Raw genomic sequence first — 20,523 nt, 5'->3', positions numbered from 1 at the left:
CTCGCACCATGACGCGATAAGGAGCGTCGACCATGAATCCAGAAAGCACAAACGCGGCCGGACGGGACATCGACACCGCGTCCGCCTATCCGGTATACCTGCGTGGCGACCTGGAAGAGCCGCTGTCGCGCTGGCTGTGGCTGCTGAAGTGGCTGTTGGCGATCCCGCATTACGTTGTCCTGTTCTTCCTGTGGATCGCCTTCGTGGTGCTCACCGTGGTAGCGGGAGTGTCGATTCTGTTCACCGGCCGTTATCCGCGGACGATTTTCGCGTTCAACGTCGGCGTGATGCGGTGGTCGTGGCGGGTGCAGTTCTACACTTACGCCGCGCTCGGCACCGACCGGTACCCGCCGTTCGCGCTGCGCCCCACCGGATATCCCGCCGAAATACAGGTCGACTATCCGGATCGTTTGTCTCGTGGCCTTGTGCTGGTGAAGTGGTGGTTGCTGGCCATCCCGCACTACTTGGTAGTCACAGCGATGTGGGGCGGTGCGGTAGTGCTGGCGGGCGACGACGGCGACAGCCCGACCGCCATCCCGCTGATCGGCGTGCTCGTACTCATCGCCGCGATCACCCTGCTGATCACCGGGCGGTACCCGCGCCCGTTGTTCGACTTCGTCGTCGGCATCAACCGCTGGCTGTACCGGGTGCTGGCCTATGCCGCGCTGATGCGAGACGAGTACCCGCCGTTCCGCCTCGATCAGGGCCCACGTGAACCGGTCGAATCCGTACCCGCCCCAGCTACGAAGAGCAGGCCAGAGGCTGAGTATTCGCAGGTTTCGGTCTCGTCAGATAGCGTCGAGTCGGCCAGTGCACCAGTCAGCTGACGTCCGAACGCGGGCGAATGCCTGCGAGCTGAGAGGCGACATCGTTGTGACTATGCGTGCCGTTCGTCCTGTTGTCGTGGGCGTCGACGGTTCGGCGGCATCGTTCGCCGCGGTTCGTTGGGCAGCCGTGACAGCCGCTCGGCGTCACGCGCCGTTACATCTGGTCCACGCGATCGGCGTCCCAGCCGACGCTGTGCCCGTGTTGGGCCGGTTACTGTTCGACACGAGCGGATTGCGCAAAGTGGGCGATTCCGCGCTGAGCGCGGGACGCAGCATCGTGCAGGAGGCCGCCGGACCCGTCGGCGTGACCGCGGTCGAAACCTTTGTCGAGTCGTCTTCTCCGGTACCCACGCTGGTCGGTCGATCCGCGGCCGCCCAGCTTCTGGTGGTCGGCGCCCGCGGACTCGGCGCCTTCGAGCGGGTGATGCTCGGATCGGTCGGAATCGGGCTGATCAGGCATGCCAGATGCCCCGTGGCAGTCGTGCCCGATGTCGAGGAATCGGTTCCCCGTGCGCCACACTGCCCGGTTGTGGTCGGCGTGGACGGGTCGCGCTGCAGCGAACTCGCTTCCAGCGGCATTCGGATCACTTGGCGAGAGCCTTGCCGCCATTCGGAGCCACTGCGAACCATGTCCCCCCGACGCCCTGGCCGAGCAGATCCCCTGGCTTCTTGTCTTTCGAGAAGAAGTACACCGGCCAGCCGCCGAGGGTGATTTGGCATGTGCCGTCGGCCCGTTCGATGAACCCGACGAGCTGTGGGTCGACTCCCGACGCGTAGACCGATTGGTCGCGGGAAACGGTCAGCGGCGGCCATGTCACGGCACATTGCCCGGCGCAGTTGGACGCCGACGGCTTCGCGGTGTCCTTGTCGAACCGGTATAGCGACCGGCCCGTCCCGTCCGACACGTACTGCCCGACACTGGGATCGCTGGTCACATCGAGCTGCACCGCATTCGCAGTCCCGGCCGGGGCTGCTCCGACGTAGATCTTCAGCCAGCCCTGCGTCTTCGCGACCGCGGGAGCCTGCCCCGCAGCGGGCGCCAGCGCGGCGGTCACCGTGGTCGACGATGCCGGCTCGGCCGCCGGAACAGGTCGCCCGTCATCGCCACCACAGGCGCTCAGCAGCCCTGCGAATACGACCACGGTGGCTGCGACCGGCACAGCGGCACGCTGGAATCTTCTGGCCGAGGTCATCTTTCGGTCCCTTTCGTCGCTGTTCAGCGAGGCGCACACTGCATCTCGTCACCTGTACTACGAACTGTCGCGACCATAGGTTCACTCGGTGCGCCGCCCCTGCGGTGTGCGCTGCGTCATAGCTGCGGGGCCGAGGTGCCCTCGCGGACCTGCCACCCTGTCGATCGACTACTCGGCCGTCGGCGTCCACTCGTGGCCGTAGTGGAAGCCGCGCTGCCCAAATCCTGGCCCTCTGCAAGCAGGCCTCGGCGTTCGATGGGACGTCGACAAGCTTCGAGTGCTTCCGCGTCCCGCGCTGCACCGGTGAGGTCGCACGCATCATGTCCGTGCTCACCACCGAGCTGCCTGGGATCCGGCTGCACGGGCTCGGGGTCAAGACCACCGGCCTGAGCCGCTACGGGGCGCTGCTGTCGAGTGCGGACTCGATGGCCTGGTCCTACTGTGCGCCGCGAACGCCCGCTGCCCCGCCGCAGCCCGACGTGCGGATCCACCCCGGCGGAATGCTGGTGGACTATGGTCCGTTTACGGGATTGGTTGACATAGATACTACTGAGAGATGGGGCTCGACCGTGGAACTGGGACTCACGACATTCGCCGCGCTGTATCCGGTCGGCGATCGGCCCGCACCGACTGCGGGCGAGCGCCTGCGCGAGGTGGTCGAGGATGCCGTCGCCACTGAGCGGGCCGGGCTCGACGTCTACGGTGTCGGCGAACGCCATCGAAAGGACTTTGCCGATCCGCGCCCGCCGTCGTGCTGGCCGCGATCGCGGCCCGTACCGAACGGATCCGGCTGACCAGCGCGGTGACCGTGCTGAGCTCCGGCGACCGGTACGTGCGTACCAGGATTTCGCGACGCTGGACGGGCTCTCGAACGGCCGCGCGGAACTGATGGCCGGGCGCGGTTCTTTCACCGAGTCGTATCCCGCTGTTCGGCTATGACCTGTCCGACTACGACGCATTGTTCGAGGAGAAACTGGCGCTGCTGCACCTGCGCGAGGACCGGCCGGTCACTTGGTCCGGCCGATTCCGGGCGCCGCTGCGCGAGACCACCGTGTACCCGCGCACCGACAACCGGCCGCTGCCGGTCTGGATCGCGGCGGGCGGCAGCCCCGAATCGGTGGTGCGCGCCGGATTGCTCGGCCTGCCGCTTGCCATCGCGATCATCGATGGCCAGGCCGCCCGCTTCGAGCCGCTGGTCGAGTTGTAGCACCGCGTGCTCGCCGAGGGCGGGCACGAGCGGCGGCCCGTGGCGGCGCATGCGCACGGCTATATCGCCGACACCGACGAGGAAGCCATCCTCGATTTCTACGAGCCGTACGCGCGTGCCAGAGCATCATCGGCCGCGAACGCGGCTCGGCCGATGACCCGCGCCCAGTTTCGACGGCCTGCGCTCGAAGGAGGGTTCGCTGTTCGTCGGCACGCCGGACTATGTCGCCGAAAGGTGGCCGACATCCGCAACACCCTCGGGCTCGATCGGTTCGTGTTGCACACCAGCGTTGGCACGCTGCCACACGAGAAGGTCCTGCACAACATCGAGTTGCTCGGCGCGAAGGTGGCCCCGCAGGTCCGGTGCCCCCTGGTGCGGGCCGGTCGGCCCGGCCGACTCACCCGCATCAGGTCGGCTCGGCCGATCCGGAACACTCCCGCGACCGGCCATATCGAGTACCCCGCGCCAAAGGTCAGCGGCGCCACGTGCGCACCCCGCGCTGGATCGATTCGTCGGACCGTTCCCGATCGATGCCGTGGGGCACGACGGGTGGCAGAGCCGGTCGAGCTACTTTCCATCCGGTTCGGGCTGGACGGCGACCGGCGTCGGGGTGTACTCGATCCAACTGGCCTCCCCCAGCAGACGATGCATTTCGATCCAGCGGCCACGCGGACCGTCCCCCTCCCGCCCCGACCACCCGAAGTTGTTCCGCCCGCAAACCCGCTGGGCACGCTCGTCTTCTTCTCGAACCCGCACGGCGACCCTCGAAAAGCCCTGCCGCCATGCCCAATCCACCACCGATCGGATCAAGCGGTCCGCGACATCACGACCGCGGGCTTCCGGCACGACGAACAGCGAGGCCAGCTGGACGGTATCCGCATCGTCGTACGCCGTCGCGGCCACCTTGCCGATCGGTACGCCGTCCTGGAAGGCGACGAACGCTGCCAGCGATCGCTGCACGCCGTCGCGCCACTCATCGGGGGAAAACGTGCGCGTCTGCTCGACCGTCGCCTCGAACGCTTCAGGCGCCGAGGCAAGCGCTGTCAGCGTAATCGTGCGATCCTGCCGCCAGTCGTCCGGCCTCAGCTGGCGTATGTCCACCGGAGGCCGCTGGACCGGTTTTGCGGGAGGCAGCTCGTCTCGCATCGCCTCCCAATCCCAAAAATTGATCCGGCCGCCGGTCCGCGAATCGGTCGCGACCGACCACCAGGCAACGTCGCGTGCCGAGAGATCGGTGGTCGTGCTGGAACCGACGCCGTGCACTGCTCGCCCGCGAGTGGCGTAAGCCAGCACCCCGGACGCAACCGATGTCGCGGCGAAGAGTCCGCTCGCCAGCCAGCCCGTGATCCCGGCGCCCGCGGTGGACAGCAGGAATCCGCCCAGTGCCCCGCCGACCATGCTGCCGATGGCGCCGAGCACACCGTTCACCGACATCGCGCCGCCGATCATCTTCTGCGGCACGATCTTCTGCTGGTACAAGAAGTAGCGTTCGGCGCTGAGCATGCTGCCTGCTCCGACGGCGATCGAGAGCGGCAGGATCACCCACGGATTCGGCGTCAGCACAAAGGATGTCGCGAGTACGCCGCCGGCCACCATGGTGAGGGGATCCGACACTTTCAGGTTGATTTTTTCGCGAATTCGTTCCGGTACGGTCATGACCGCCAGCAGCGTCCCCGCCGCTCCGGCGGCGAGCAAGCAACCCGACATCAGCGGTGCCAAGCCGCCCAGCTGAGCCGCATAGTCGGACGCGGCAATGAAATCGACCAATTGCATTGCCCCGATAGCGTTTCCGATGTTCCACGGAACCAGCAGCAGCACATTGCCACGCAGGTAGGAATCTGCCCACATCGCGCGCGCACCGTCGAGCAGGCCGACCCTGTCGGCCGGATCCGGCCGCACCGAAGGAAGTTTCCGCAGCCGTTCCAGATACAGCGCATAGGTTGCGGCGTCGGCGAAGAAGGGCAGCGCCGGCGAGACACTACCGATGGCCGGAACGAGGAATTTACCCGCCGTCGCGGATGTCTGCCGGCCGACCAGGGAGATCGTCACGGCCTTTGTTTGCTGGTCCTGATCCACCAAGCGCCGGCCATAGGTTGTCGTTGCGGCGCCCCCGACGGTGTTGGTCGCCGCCGCTGCGAGAGCCGACCCGATGACTATGGGCACCGCACCGGGAAGACCCAGCAGGACGGCCGCACCGGCCGCTGTCGAGGTGGCAAGCCCGGCTGTCGACGAAATCTGGATGGTGCGGCGGTTATCGAACCGATCGGCGATATACCCGGCGGCGGGCTTGGCAAGCAACGTCACCAATTGCCCGGCCGATGCGGTGAGTCCTGCCAACTGCATCGAGTTGCTCAGCTGCTGCACGAGCAGCGGACTGTAGGTGGACAGACCCACGCTGGTCAGGTTCGAACTGATCGAACCGGTGTTCAACCGTTTCAGGGTGGCGTCCGCCTTCTTCTTCGGACTGCTGGATCGCGACAATCCACGAATCCACTTCAGGAAGAAGAAGGCACGTTTCGACGCCCGCTCCTCGTCGGACCGACCGACCCGGAAGCGATCGTGTAGATCGACAACGGCTGTCCCGGGAAGCAGCACCGACTCACCGTGCGGGTCGAAAGCCGACACTACGTAACCGGCCAGCTCTGTCCCTGTCTCCGAATCGCCCCATCGACCGAGCCGACCGCTACCCGGATCTTGTTCCTCGAGCCAGCCATTGCTTCCGTCCGCGGCACAGTGATACTCGGCGCGATCGAGATGACCCATCACGCCGTCCCCATCCGGGATCTGCCAGATCTCCGCCACCAGCAGCGAAACACCCTCGCGCGCAGCGGAATCCATTGACCTCAACAACTCCGTCAAAGCCCGGTCGATCAACCGGCGCGGACGCACGGGATCGACCGCAAACCACTGTGGCCGACCACCCACCGCATCGAGCAGACGTTTCAACGACGAACCCGCGAGACCGTCCGGCTCCGGCACCACGAACGACCGGCCGGTCCGCATCCCGTGCAACTCCAGCACCCGCCGCCCACACTGATCGTGCATCGCACCGTCCGGCCGCCGATACGGCACCGTGCCGTCGTCAACGGCATGACGGGGCCGCCCGTCTTCCGCCTCCGCGGCAACCGAGGCGTCCGCTACCTCATCGATCATGCGCCGAGTTCGCACGGCAACCAGTTGCGCGCGGAATTCCTCGGTCCGCAGCCGCTCGGCCGCCTCGGCAAGAAGTGCCTGGGCGGCGGTGACGTCGATCCGCAATCGGCCGGCGACATCCGCCACTGGGATGTCGCGCACATGGCACAGCTCGACCAACGCTGCCGCCAGGGCGGGATTCGGCATATCCGCCAAAGCCAGCAACAGCTCATCTCTGAACTCGACATCGTCGGTCTCCGGCCGGGCCGGATCCCCGATGTCGATTGCCCTCGAATTGGGCTTGTCGGACCGTACCGGTGCATCGATCGACGTCTCCGACGTCGCGCCCATACGCTTCGCGTCGACCACGTCCGACACCGTGAGACCCAATGCCCGAGCGATCTCCTCATCGTCGGGCTCATGCCCCGTCTTCTTGAGCTGCTTACTGATATAGCTGTCGACCTTGCTGACCAGGGTCGCGTTCTCATAGTCGAGGTGCGCGTAAATGACCTCGACGTAATACCTGTTGACGGCGGTCCGGCAACTCGCCCATGCGTGCACACTGAACGAGAACGGAGGAACATGCTGTAATGCCGCCCCCAAAATAACCCGGCGAAAGAACTGGGCGAGTTCACCATGATCGCGGTCCCAGCGCCGCCACCATTTACTCTCTGCGGCTATCGCGATCCCATCGAACTTCCGACAGATACTATCCAGGATAGATTTTTCTTTGTCCGAGCCAACTGGCGCATCTATCAGTTCCCAGAACTTCGCCTCCTCGGTGGCCTCTGCCGGAACGCGATATTGCTGCCGCAGGTAGAAATTCTCGATAGCGCCTCGCAACATGGCATTCGAGATGTACCCGGCATCACGCACCTTGCGCAACGACACCAGGCGAAGGTCGCTGTTCATGGCCAGCGCCTGAGTGAGCCACACATGATGGCGCCCGATTGCGGCCGAGAAACTCTCGCGGCTTTCACCATGGAACACAGCGATCGCTGCCACCCACTCGACCGCCGAATCGAATGCCGCGGGATCGGGTATCAACTCGGCAGCAAGCCATTCGACCAATTGCCGCTCGGCATGCTGGTAGAGGGCCATGACGCTCGCGACAGTGGTGCCCAGCTCCGCCGCCGCTTCATCGTCATTGAGGTTCTGCACTATGCGCAATTCGGCGCATCGACGGCGGTCCTCGGCGAGCCGGTTCAGGCCGTTCCGTATCACTCCCGGATGCGCGGCATTTGCTTCGAGAACCACAGCCAACCGCTCGTTCGGGGTCAGCGAACCCGCGCGAAGGAGCAACTCGGCCAGACGCGGACGACCGAGCGCACCGGGCAGCAGCGCTACCAGCCGCCACACGCCTTGGGTCTCGGAGTGCGCAACCCTGCCCTCCGTCAGGCCCAACTGCGCCGCCGCTGCTTCCCGGCTGTGGCCGTCCATGAATCGCAGCCGCAGCGTCTCGCGCTGCGCGCTGGGCAGCTGTGCGAAGCAACGGGCCGTCTCCTGCGGATGCAGCGCGAGCGCATCGCGGACGAGCGTCATCGCCTCCGCCAGAGTCAACGACCCCACCCGATCCAACAGTCCGGCCAATCGCCGAACCGGATAGAGCTCACCGGGCAGCAACTGCACCAACCGCGACACCGCGGCACCCTCGGACTTTTTGACCGCGTCCGTTGTCGTGCCGAGCCGGTCTGCCACTTCTTTCCTGCTGAGTTTCGCCACGAAGCGCAGCCGCGCACACTCGTGCTGCCCGGCCGGAAGCTGCGCGAAACAACGGTCCGCCGCCTCGCGACGCAGGTCGAGCGCGTCGCGGACGAATGTCGACTGCTCCGAACGAGTCAGCGAACCGACACGGTCCACCATCGCGGCGAACCGCCGACGCTGATCGAGCTCGTCGGGCAGCAGCTGGACGAACCGCTGCGCGGCGTACGCTTCGATCTGTTCGACCGCCTGCCTCGGCTTCTTCAGCCGCGGCGCTGCTGCTGCTCGCGTGAGCTCGTCCCGGAATCGCAGCCTGATGCACTCGCGCTCCGTTTCCGGCAGCCGAGCCAGACAGCGGTCGGCTGCCTCCGGGTGCATGTCCAGCGCGATGCGGACCAGCGTCCCAGCCTCCGCATCGCTCAACGAGTCGATCCTGACCATCAGCTCAGCGAATCGCGCAGGCCGATCGAGCGCTCCGGGAAGCACCTCGAGCAAGCGCAGCACCGCGCTCGTCTCGGCATGCTCGACCGATTCAGTGGCGACGCCGAGCCGCGTCGCCACCTCCGCCCGGCCGAGTCCCTCCAGATACCGCAACTCCACCCACCGGCGCTCCGCGTCGTCGAGCTGAGGAAGGCACCAGGTCGTCGCTTTCGGACGGAGCTCGCACGCCGTCTCGATCAACGCCGATGCCTGCGAGATAGATAGCGAACCAGCCTGCTTCACCTGCTCGACGAGACGTGCGTGCCGCTCGAGCTCAGCGGGCAGCAAGTCCACCATCCGCCACACCGCCGCGGTCCGGATGTCCCCGACCGGATTATCCAGCCGCGTGACCGGCCCTTTCCTGAGCCGGTCGAGCAACCTCGGTTGCACGATCTCGCGCTGCTCGTCGCCCAGCTGGGCGAGGCAACGGTCCGTCGTCTCGGGATGCAGCGCCAGCGCGTCACGCACGAACGCCGCCGCCTCCGGTAGGCTCAGCGACCCGACGCGGTTCAGCAACTCGGCGAATCGGCCGGCGCGCCCGAGCTCTTCACGCAGCAACGACACCAGTTGCCGCACCATGCGCCGCTCGACGAGCCAGACCGCTTTTCTCGTCTTGTGTAGCTGCGTCGCCACCTCCGCTTCGCTGAGTCCGTCCTGGTACCGCAGGGTGAAGCACTCGCGCTGCCCGCCGGGCAACTGAGCGAGACAGTCGCCGAACTCCTTCGGATGAAGAACCGAGGCGTCATCGATGACGGTATCCATCTCGGCACGGTCGAGAGGTTCTGTCCGAGCGAGCAATTCGGCCAACCGCGCCGCTCGCTCGGCCCTCGAGGGTTCTCGCACACCATCGATGCCGCCGCGGACCGACGGCGGTGGCTCATCGCTTCGGCCGACCCGCATGTGCTGCGGCGGTCCCTCGGCATCGCCGCCCGGCAACGGCAACGGATTGCCGTTCTTGTCGAACGCAACGGCCCAGATCGCGGTCAGGTCAGACGCGTTCGTTTTGTCCTCGTCCGGGGTGCCGAACAGCGCTTTGCCTGGATCCTGCAGTTCGATACGGGCGTTGTTGCCCTGCTCGTCGCACCGGTACACCCAGCGACGCGTGTGTGCGGCCACCCCGTGTTCGTCCGCCGCGTGCGTGCCCTCGATCGTGATGATCGAGACACCGGAACGGTTCGCGGCAGACATATCCCGCACCAACTCGTCGAGCGCCGCCACGACCCGCCGCAGTGGCTTATCAGGATCGATCGCATAGCGGGTGGGGCGACCGGCACCCAGCGCGCGCAGGTAGCGCCCGGCCAGTACCCCGCCCAAGCCCGTATCGCTGAGATCGCCCGACGTCGGCCTACCGGTTTCGTGCTGGTGCATTTCCAGCACCAGCCTCGCGCAGCGATTGAGGTCGTGGCCGGTGGGCGGGAGTGTGATGGGAGGGAGATCGTCGTCCTCGTCGCCCTGGCGGACCGCGAACGCGAGGGTGGACCGCACGAGCTTGCCGAATTCCTGGTCATCGTCATGGGATTCGACGAGCAAAGGGGTCTGTTCGGCCGCGGCGACCAGCAGGCAGAGCCGTTGGCAGCGGTGGGCTCGCCGCACCACGGCGTCGGTGCCCAGCTGCGGATAACGCACCGTCAGCCGGTCAAGTTCGATCAGCGCGAGCAGGACCCGGTGCATATCCAGCTGAGCGGACGGGACGCGGGACTGCTTGTGCACGTCGTGGACGAGATTCGGACCGAGCGTGTGAACCAGTTGATGCAGGGCTCGAGTGAGCATGTGCCGCAGCCGCCGTGGCCGATCGGGCGTCCTGCCGGGTCGGGTCGGCTCGGCCACGACGGTGTCGGCCGGTCTGCGGGGCATGTTCCGCTGCATGTCCGACCATCGCTCGGCGATGTGTCGGAAGGCGACGTTGTGGTAAAGTGCGAGCACCCGGGACTTCAGACTGCCGATCCACTGGATCAGCTGACTTCGCTCGTCGAACACGTCCTCGAGGCCGCGCAATCCGAGATACCGCTCGGCAACCTCAGCCAGGCGAATCTCGCTGGCGCCGACGTCCGTATCGGGCTGGGCCCGTGCGGTATTCATTCGCTGCCGCAACTGATCCGGGCGCACATCCCAGCCCGCGTGTTCCAACGGTTGACCGCACCACAAGGCGGCGTCACGCAGTGCGTGCGCTTGCGTTCGGGTTGTTGCCCGGATCGCCCGGCCATCCAGCGGGTGCCGCAGGAGGTGGTCTGCCGACAGGCGCGCGAACCGCTGTTCGATCCGATCCAGCCTTCGGTTCGCGTCATCGAGTGCCGCCGCCACAATGTCGATCGCGTCGACCTGGGCGGTCGTCCGGATCACCGTGCGCACAAGGCCGATGGCGGTATCGAGTCGCGATAGTTGCTCGGCCTGCGCCGGCACGGTTGCCGCCTGCGCACGAAGCGTGTTCAGGCGCGTCAATCCCCACTCACCGTCGCGGCCGGTGTCCAGTCGCGTTGTGTCGATGCCGAACTCCGCGCTCGGCCCCGCGGTGAGTGCGGCGACAGCGAGTCGACGCCGGGCGGCAACATCGACGCGCACCCAGTCCAAAGCACCCCATATCAAGCCGATGCCGGGTAGCTCCACGACCTGTCCCTGCGGCCGGGCCGCAGCGGCAGGTACACCGGCGAGCTCCGACGTCAACTCGTCCAGGGACGCTTCCAGATCGGCGTTCAGCCAATACAGTTGGTCGTCCAGCCCGGCGAGCATTCTCGACTCCCACAGCAGCTCACCCAGGTCGCGTTCCGGCCCGGCGACGCCGGACGCACGCGGTGGCTCCGGCAGAGGACGTGCGGCCAAGTGGGTCAATCGAGCATTCCCGAACAGCATCGCCGGCCGCGAGTCCGGCTCCGCCATACCGTATTCGAGCATCGATGAGAGCAATCGCGCACGGGTCGGCGCGAGCGAGCGCATCCGCCGCTGCACATCCGCGATGGCGATGCCGAGCCGATACAGGCGATCGAGCTGGCCGTCCATCCGCTGGAACACGTCGTCCTGCTTGATCATCGAAGCCAGCGCGGTCTCGATGTCGGGCACCGGCGCACCTGGTGAACGCAGGCCTTCCGGGGCCCGGCGCAGCTCGCGCACCGCTGCGGCCCGCCGACGGCGTTCGATGGACCGCCACGTCAGCTCCTGTTCCACCGTCTCGATCGTGCGGGCCCATCGGTCCGCTCGTCCGATAGCGTCGAGCAACTCCGACACCGCGTGGGACTCGATGAAACGCTGCGCCGTCGCGGCGAGTTCGGCAGGCATGTCGCCCAGCTCCCGCCGATGCAGCACCATCCGGTGCAACCACCAGTCCGCCACCCGGCCGGGCTCGACCTCGGGCCACAGCAGCCTGATCAGGTCATCGCGCGCCTGCCCGTGCTGTGCCGACCAGTGCGCCCACACCGGCGAGCCGATATCGAGCAGCTGGGCGGAATCGATGGCCAGCGGCCGGAGCAGGTCATCGAGTTGCCGGCGCAGCTCGGCGCGCTGCCGGTCGACGCTGCGAACAACCGCGCGCCGGGCGTCCGGCGGCAACGGCTGCGGTGTGTCTTCCGTGTCCGCGGCGGAACCGTCCGGGGTGGAGCCGACCGGTCCGTCCAGCCGCGCCGCTCGTTCGGCGATCTCCGCCGCCACCGCATCCAGCAGCCGATCGAGGTCGCTATCGCGCAACTCGACCTCGGCGGTCCGCCCGGCGGCGACGGCCGCCGCGCGAGCCGACGCGGCGTCATCGAGCAGGTGGGCCCGGCGGATCAGCGACGCTGTCCATGCGGCCAGGCTCGCGCGCCGACGCAGCGCCGCGGCATCGTCCGCGGGTGCTGTTTCGCTGTGCGCCTCCTCCCAGCGCGCCACGTTGATCGACTCATCCACGGCATCGATGGCCCGCGCCCACGCGTCGTACCGATGGAATTGCCTTGCGGCGTCGACCACCGGCTCGACTGCGCGGATCTCCGCGATCGCTTCGGCCTCGGCGGTGCTGTTCGAGATCGATTCGAGCTCCGCATGTCGCTGGTCGACCAGGTCACCGGTCACCGCGGCAGGGGCACACTGCCACAGCTCGGCCAGGAGCGTACGCGCGCGCTCGAGACGGCCGTCCAACCGCCGCAGCGTCTCGGAACCGGGCGTGACGTGCCACACCGCGTCGACGCCCACCGCTCGCCCGCTGGCGGCAAGGACTCGGGCAGCGGCGGCGCGGGTGCGCACCGCGGTGTCCCGCAGGCCTGCCAAATGTTTTCCCAGCGTGAACGTGCGCTCCACCGGACGGGAGTCACGATCGTCGCCGTACCGCGCCCCACGCAGCCGCCGTACCGCGCCGAGCAGGACGTGGTCGAGCTCGGCATCCAAGCGGCGGTGCTCCTCGGCCAGGTCGGCTTGCCGGGCGATCGCGCGCAGATCCAGATACCAGCGCGCCGACATCGACTGCAGGTAATCGCGCAGTGAATCGGAGAACGGATCGGTCCCGTCCCGGCACAGCTGCGCGAGCTCGGCCAGCACGGCCCCGTCGACGCCATCGACGGCCCGTCCGAGGACCGATCGCAGTTGGGTGCGCAGCCACTTCGCGGCATGGTCCGAGTGATCCCACCGCTCGCGATAGCGCTGCGCCAATCGCGCCGATTCGTCGAGCTCAACCTCTCGCCCCACGAACGAAATCAACGCCGAGAGAACCAGTTCCAGGTCGAGTTTCAAGCGCTGGTGTTCCGGCCGGCCCGGCCGCAACTGCCAATAGTGGAACCCACGCATCGCGGCAAGCGACGAGAACACGACGTCGTCCGATTCCGGCAGCCGATACTGCTCGTCGGCCAAGCGAGCGAATCGATGGGCCGAGGTGGCGATGCGATCGAACTCGGCTGCCAGAATGTCGGCGGTCTGCCCCTGTGCCCTGGCCGCGGCGAGCCATGAGCGCAGATCTCGCAACACAGCGCCCAGCGCGTCGATGCGCTCGACCCGACGCTCGACACGGTCGATACCCTCGAGTGTGCTCAGCACCAGAAACCGAGCGTCGAAATCCTCGAACATCACAGCGGATTCGGCCGGCAAGTCCGCGCGGTGGCGCAGATCCTCCGCCATCGAGCGCATGCGGTCGTGCTCGCTCGCGAACGGCTCCGGCTCGTACGGCACTGATCGGATCAACTGATCTTGCCGGGCGATCAAGGCATGTCGCCACTGCGCCCTTGCTGCGGAATCCGGGCGCAGCAGCTCGCTGAATTCCCTGTCCGACAACTGATATCGGCGGAATGGAGCGGACTGCCGCAGCCACTGGGTCAGATCATCGGCGTCGAAACGGGCCTGCTGCCGTGCTTGTGTCACATGCCGCCCGGGGTCGGCGTGGCCTCGATCCACGTAGCGGTGCACGATGCCATGCAGGCGGTCGTCGAAGGCCGTGTGCTCGTCGCGCAGCCGCTGTAGCAGGTCGGGTGCCGGGTCGGCGGTGGTGGGCTCGGCAGCGAATTCAGACCGGGTGGTATGGATCAGTCGCGCGCGCAGGTCGAGGTCCGCGAGTTCTCTCTCGAACATCTCGAGCAGGTCGCCACGGTATTCGTAGGCCGCGGCCGCGTCGATGACCGCGTCGAGCTCACGCAGCCACGCCGTCGCGTTGGCCACCTCGGCATCCGATCGATCCGTTCGGCGCAACAAGGACGCCAGGACATTCCGGACGTCGTCGCGCAGCATCCGAGTGTCCCGCAGCTGCCCTGGTCCCCGATAGCCGGCTTCGTCGTCCATGCTTCGGCATTCGACGATGCGCGCGGTGAGCTCGGCCGCCGCCCGCTGGTGCTGCGCCGCCGCCTCGGCCAGCGCCGCGGCGACGGCATCGATGTGCTCGATCCGGTCGCGCAAACGAGCCAGCGAGACACCGTGCACCTCGTGGGTCAGATCGATATCGGACAGCGTGTCCCGCGCAAGCACCGCCTGCCGCTCGAGCTCGGCCGCCGCGTCGGCGCGCAACCACCGCACATGGTCACCCAGGTCGCCCTCGGGGTGCCTCGCGTCGCCGACGCCTGCGACCGCGCGCCGCGGAGACGAGCCCGTCTGGTCGCTGATTCCGGTCGACTCCTCGGGGACCGAATACACGGCGCCGTCGGCGCCGTAGACGACGGCGAACAGCAAGTCGCCGGAGGGGAAGAACTTTCCTGGCTCGAACAACTGCTTCGCGCCACCCTCGACCAGTGGGTCACGCCACTTGATCACGCCAGGTTGCGCCCGATCGTGGAACACCAGTCGCGCATGGCCGGTGCCCGAGATACGGCGGGCACGCCTGCTCTCGATCACCACATAGGCGGCGGCGCCGGGCCCCAGGTTGTCGAGTAGGTCCACGATCTTCAGCCAAGTGCGGAACTGGACCCAGCGCTTGCCGCCCAAAGCCTTCAGCAGCTGCGTACCGTCCGTCCCCCCGAGCCCGGGATCGGGCGTCGGTGCGGCGCCGGCCAGGTTCTCGGCGATGTTCGGGTTCTCCTGCGACAGGTACCCGAAGGTGTGCACCGCACAATCGATCGGTTTCGAGCCGGGCAGCACATCCGGTGGGCGAATCTCGCCCGCGCCGTCCGGGGTTCCGGAAAGTCCGGTTCCGGCGATCGGCGCCAGTGGCCGCCGTCGGCCGGGACCCGGTGTGATTCGCGCGGTCACCGGCCGGGCGTCCGAGGGGCTCGGCCGCCGATGCACCACAGTCGGCCGTCCGCGTCCACCGGCGGCAGCCGGACGGTCCGGCCGCACCACCCGCCCAGGCGAATCCACTGTTCCAGGGGCGGACACCGCGCGCGGTGGCATCGACGACGCCACCGGCGGGCTCGACCACACCGGACGGGTCGGGATGCCCAGCACCTGCATGCGCCTGTGCAGCTCGGCCGGACCGAGCTTGATCACCTGGGCCAGCCAGCGCTGGTCGTCTCCTGATCCGCCCGGGACGGCTGCCCCCACCCGGGACGACAACCAGTGGAAGCGGGCGGCGGTACCGGCCAGCGCGGCCATGAGCAAGCACGCCTCGGCGAGGTCGATCACGCGCTCCGCCGTTCCGGGTGGCTGCGTCGCGGACCGGGCCTCGATCTCGGCCGCGGCCTCGGCACGTACCTCGTCGATCCGCCGCAGGGTCAGTTCCTCGGCCGACATGCCGATCAGCTCAGCCAATCCCGCGGTCCGCGCGGCACGTTCGGCACGCAACCGGGCCAGCTCTGGGGAATCGGACCGCAATGCCCAGTGATCGACCTCGACACCGTGCTCGCGGGCGAGTGTGCGTGCCTGTTCGCCGAGCGTGTGTCCTACCTCGATCCATTCCCCGCGCAGCGGGGAAGCGAACCACCACGACTCCCCGAGTGACTGACGTGGCCTGGCGGAACTCGTCGGCGTGGCCGACGGCGACAGCACGTCATTCGAGCGATCGGCGGAAAGGTTCGGTGCCGGTATCGGTTCCGGTGGCATGGCCGCGACCTCAGCGTCGATCTTCAGGTAACCGTCGAGGACGTCGGCCAATTCGTGCAATGGCGCCGACGGCCCCTGCTCGGCAGCGAGCCGCCGCAGTTCCGCCAGCCGTCGGCCGTCGGGAACAGCCGTGCCGTCCGGTTCCAGTCCGGCCGTGCGCAGCCAATCCAGCACCGGCGCCGCCGTACGGTGTGCTTCGGCGAGGTCGCGCAGCCAACGACCCAACAGCGTCGGAAGGTCCTGCGCCAGCCCCGCCTGCTCCGTCGGGCTGAGCTGGCTCCACCCATCCGACCCCGACGGATTCGACCAGAACTCGAACCGATCGATCACTCGCTCTAGCAGTGCCCGGCCCCACAACCGCAGCTCCTGCGGCGCCACCTGCAGCAACTCGCCCGCCCGCGCCGCCAGCTCGGCATGCGACTGCCGCACGTCGACCGGTCTGTCAGGTTCGTCCGGTTCGTCATGCACCGTCGGCACATCTCGCGGCAGGGTCTTGGCGGCATCGTCCGAGGCTGCGGCCTGTTCTATCAACGGCTCCGGCGGCAAGGCCGCTACCCGGTCATCGAGCGTCAGATAGCGATCCAGAACGTCGACGGTTTCGTGCAACGGCGACGAGGGGCCGTGCGCATCAGCCAGCCGCCGCAGTTCCGCCAGCCGTTGTTCGACCGGGACAGCCGTGCCATCCGGCACCAATTCGGCCGCGCGCAACCAATCCAGCGCGGCCGCCGCCTGGCGATGCACTTCCGCGACTTCGCGCAACTGCCGGCCGAACAACTCGCCGACTTCTGGCCGAAGTCCCTGCTGTGCAGCCGGACTCAGCTGATTCCAGCCGTCACCACCCGACGGGCTCGACCAGGCCGTGAACCGGTCGATCACCTGCTCGAGCAGTTCCCGGCCCCACAACCTCAATTCCTGGGGTGCGACCCCCAACAGCTCGGCCGCGCGCGCCGTCGCCTCGGCGTGCGAGCGGCGCAGATCCGCCGGATCGCCCGGCACTTCGCCCGTGCTCACCGCGACTCGTGGCACGGTGTCCGCGGCGTCGTCCGATGCCACGGCGGGCACCGGCACCGGCTCCAGCGGAGTGGTCGCCGACTTCGAGTCCACCAGTGGCGCAGACGGACCGGTGGACTCATCGTCATCCATGGCAGCCATGCCGGCACCGAGTATCACGGCACTCGATGGAGCCGTCGACTCCTTCGCGGGCGGCGTGGGGGTCTGCGACGCGGTGTGACCGTCGCCATGAGCGGATGCCGACTCAGTACTGCTCGTCCGGCCCGCGGCATCGCCGTGGCCGGTGCTGGATTCGGATGCCGCGGAACTCGTCGGCGCGGGGTCGACTGAATTCGCCGCCGCGCTCGTGCCCGATGGTTTCGCCGAGGGCGCCACATCGGTCCGGGCGGTCGACGTGTCCCGGGAATCAGTCTGCGCGGCAGCAGTTTCCGCCAACTCCCGCTGCCGAGCGTCGCGCACCTGCTCCACCGCTGCCGCCCACGCGGGATCCACCTCGCTCGTCCGCACATCGGCGCGATGACGTCCGAGTGCCGCCGAACTCGACGAGCTCGCCGGTCGGGTACCCGATGGCTCCGGAGCCGAATACGGGCCGGTCCCGTCGCTGCCGGAACTGTCCCTGGCCGTGGCGGGCGCCACACCGGACGGTGGTGTGCCCGCCACGGACATCGGTATCGGACCCGCCGGAACCGTTGGCGCCAAACCACTTCGGGCCAACACCGCAGCGGCCTCCGGCGTCAGTGCACCCACCGCCATCCGGCTCGCAACCCGCGTCTCGACCGCTTCCAGATCCCGCAGCTCACGCACCGGCTTCAGCGCGGGATCCAGGACGACCTCGCCCCGCACCGGCACCGGATCCGCGGGAACGGATTCCAGGCGCAACATCAACGCCGGCGTGTCGAGCAGCCGGTCGCGGGTGGCGTGCACCTCCATCCACCGCTGCATCGGTGCGGCGTTCTCTCCCACCCACTCTTGCAATCTGTTGAGCAGTTCCGCCGGCAGTGTCTGTGCCGGATTCACCGGGTCACCGACCGGGCCACCCCCGTTCGCGGCATCGGCCGCCATGCCCCGGCGCACCGTATCGCCGATCAGCTCACCCGCGGACGCGCGCGCCTGCTCCCCCCATTCCGGCAACCGCTCCGCCCGCTCCACCTGGAACTCGACCGCCGCACGCAGGCGAGTCGGGCTCATTCGATAGAACTCGGTATCCGACAACCCGAGCCAGCGCGCCAACGCCGAGCCCGCTCGCGTCGACTCCTGTCCCAGCACCGCGAAATCCGCGGCCCGCACCATCGACACCGCCTCCGCCGACGCGGCGGCGCCGAGCTGCTGGATCTGCTCCGGCACCGGCACAACCGGATCGGCGCCGAGCGATTCGTCCGCTCCGGCCCGCGCCGCGGTCTCGTCGCGGCTCGGCGCTGCGCCGACCGCGGTTTCCCGACCGGCCCCCGCACCTCCCGGACCGGTCGGGTTCAGGCCTGCGGCGCCGGCCCCGGCGGGCGCGGTGCCCGTTACCTCTGCCCTGGGGTCGGGCGCACGGTATCGGGGATGAGCCGAATCCCATGTTCCGTCAGCAGCGCGCGGATCGACGGCAGCGACCCTGGCATCGGCGGCCCGGTACCGCTCCACCCCGTCCAACAGGCGTCCGACTTCGGGGACGCGTTCGGCCACACCTGCGGCCCGCACCGCCGGCCATTGTCCGTTCGTGCGACCCGTCGGCTGCCCGGCCGGCTCGAACTGTTGCGCCCACTGCAGCACCGACGCCAACGCGCGCGCCTCCGCCACGCCGGCTCGCACCTTGACGGCCATGCGTTGGCCGAGGCTCGACAGCTCGCGCTCCCGTACGCCGGGCTCTGCCCGAAACGAGCTCTGCTCAGCCAGCTTCGCCTGCCAGGCGTTGTTCTCGTCGAGGGCCCGGGCCACCGGTTCATGCCCCCACCAGCGCAGCTCCTGCGGCGATATCCCCAGCAGCGTAGCGAGTTCGGCGCGCGCATCGTCGCGCTCCGCCACGAGTCGATCCACCTCGGCGGGATCCCGTTGCGGTACCATGCTATCGGCCGCCGCGAGGTCAGCGACGGACTCCGTGTCGTGCCGAGTCCCCGGCAGGTCCGGACCCGCGGGTGAGTCCACCGACCCGGACGCGGCGATCTCAGTATCGGGAGCCGTCGGGGCTACGCTCGAACTGGATTGTCCCGCAGGGGTTTCCCTCGGCGACGGAGATGGGAGCTCGGCACCGGGAACGGTCGGCGTCTCGGACGCACGCCCACCGATGCTCTCGGAGATATTCGCCGGCGCCGCCACCGCACCGGCGGCCGCGGCTTCGGTCTCGGCGAACTCGCGATCGCGCAGCGCGTTGATTCGCTCATACAACGTCGCATTCGGATCGCCGACCGGTTCCGTTGACGCCGTGGCGCTTTCCCGGTCCGCCACGGCACTGCCGTCCGCCGCTGGGCGCGAGGTGTCCTTGTCACCGTGACCGGCGATTACCGATTCGGCGGGATCCGGAGGACGTCCGACCGCTATCCCGGACTCATCGGCCGCCGAGCTGCGCACCGGTTCGGCGTCCGCCGGACGGAGTTCGCGCGTTCCGAGCGCGTCCGGCCGCGCGACGAGATCCGCGAGTGGTCCGGCTCTTTCGTGGCTCGCCAGCGAAGGCGGCGGTTCGGAGCGCGCCCGCGCGTGCAGGCCGGCACCGGCCATCCCGAGCGCCACGCCACTGACCAGAGCCGACGCCGACAGCCGGAACTCACCGGTCAGCGCCGCGGCGGTCGACGCGCCACCAATGACTCCGAAGACCCCGGATACCACCCCGACAACGGCGCGCCCCAGCAGCACTGGAGCGTTGGCACGGGAGACGACCGCGTGCGCGGCGTACCCGCTCAGCACTCCACCCAGCGCGGAACCGCCGCCCGTCGCGGTGGCGAGGAGAACCGAATTCCAGTCGACGCTGTCGCGATGACCGTCCAGGGTCCCCGCAATCTGCCCGGCTTGTACCACGAGATCGACACCACCGGCGGCTATCGCGAACCCACCCACCTGAGCGAGCAGCGGCCCCGCTCGTTCGACCGCCGCGGCCGCGCCCGCGCCCAATCGACTGGCGACAAACGCCCGAAACGCCGTCAGATGCTTCGCCCGCGCGGCTGTCAGGATGTGCAACCCCCGGATCGGGTGCACACCACCAGCCAGCAGAAGCTGATACAACGTCAACGCGCCGAAGGCGTACATCACGTACACCTCTTTGTCGCTGTCGGCGGCACTGCGATCGGTATGGCGGCTCATGCTGTGACAGAACTTCGCCGAATCCTCGGCGACCTCACACATGGGGACAGCGCTGGCGGTGATACGGTCCCCGAACTCACCACGCACCGCATCCGGCAATGCCGCGACCACTTCGCGCAACCGCCGCGCGAGATCGTCGTACTCTGTTCCCGCCTGCGCCCACGCCGCGCTCGACCGCCGCCCCGACTCCCCACGCATCTGGGGGACCTCGTTGCCGAAGACGATGTCGGTCAACCAATTCGGCAGATCGTCCAGAAATTGCTGCGGCGGCGTCATCGTCACG

At 68.2% G+C, this 20,523-nt stretch carries 2 protein-coding genes and 3 pseudogenes; 3 read left to right on the top strand and 2 right to left on the bottom strand.

Features of this window, described 5'->3' with window-relative positions:
- Positions 1-80: 80 nt before the first annotated feature.
- Both GVY39_RS25450 and GVY39_RS35345 read left to right on the top strand, forming a co-directional pair.
- Positions 81-827: pseudogene (locus GVY39_RS25450) on the top strand (DUF4389 domain-containing protein); the annotation flags it as partial.
- Positions 828-879: 52 nt separating this feature from the next.
- Positions 880-1,254, top strand: a pseudogene (locus tag GVY39_RS35345) (universal stress protein); the annotation flags it as partial.
- Between the two features lie 157 nt (positions 1,255-1,411).
- On the opposite strand, the gene GVY39_RS25440 reads toward GVY39_RS35345, so the two are convergent.
- On the bottom strand, positions 1,412-1,882 hold the full coding sequence (locus tag GVY39_RS25440; protein ID WP_236565664.1) for a hypothetical protein: 471 nt from the start codon (positions 1,880-1,882) through the stop codon (positions 1,412-1,414).
- A 707-nt stretch (positions 1,883-2,589) separates the two neighbouring features.
- Here GVY39_RS25440 and GVY39_RS35340 point away from each other — a divergent pair.
- Positions 2,590-3,590, top strand: a pseudogene (locus GVY39_RS35340) (LLM class flavin-dependent oxidoreductase); the annotation flags it as partial.
- A gap of 204 nt (positions 3,591-3,794) precedes the next feature.
- On the opposite strand, the gene GVY39_RS25430 reads toward GVY39_RS35340, so the two are convergent.
- Positions 3,795-20,516 (bottom strand): MFS transporter, encoded by a 16,722-nt coding sequence (locus GVY39_RS25430; RefSeq protein WP_236565670.1) that lies wholly within the window; start codon positions 20,514-20,516, stop codon positions 3,795-3,797.
- Positions 20,517-20,523 lie beyond the last annotated feature (7 nt).

The sequence above is a fragment of the Nocardia sp. CY15 genome (genome assembly GCF_009829295.1).
In the GTDB taxonomy this organism is placed as follows: Bacteria; Actinomycetota; Actinomycetes; order Mycobacteriales; family Mycobacteriaceae; genus Nocardia; species Nocardia sputi.
This window is presented reverse-complemented; position numbering and strand designations above follow the sequence as displayed.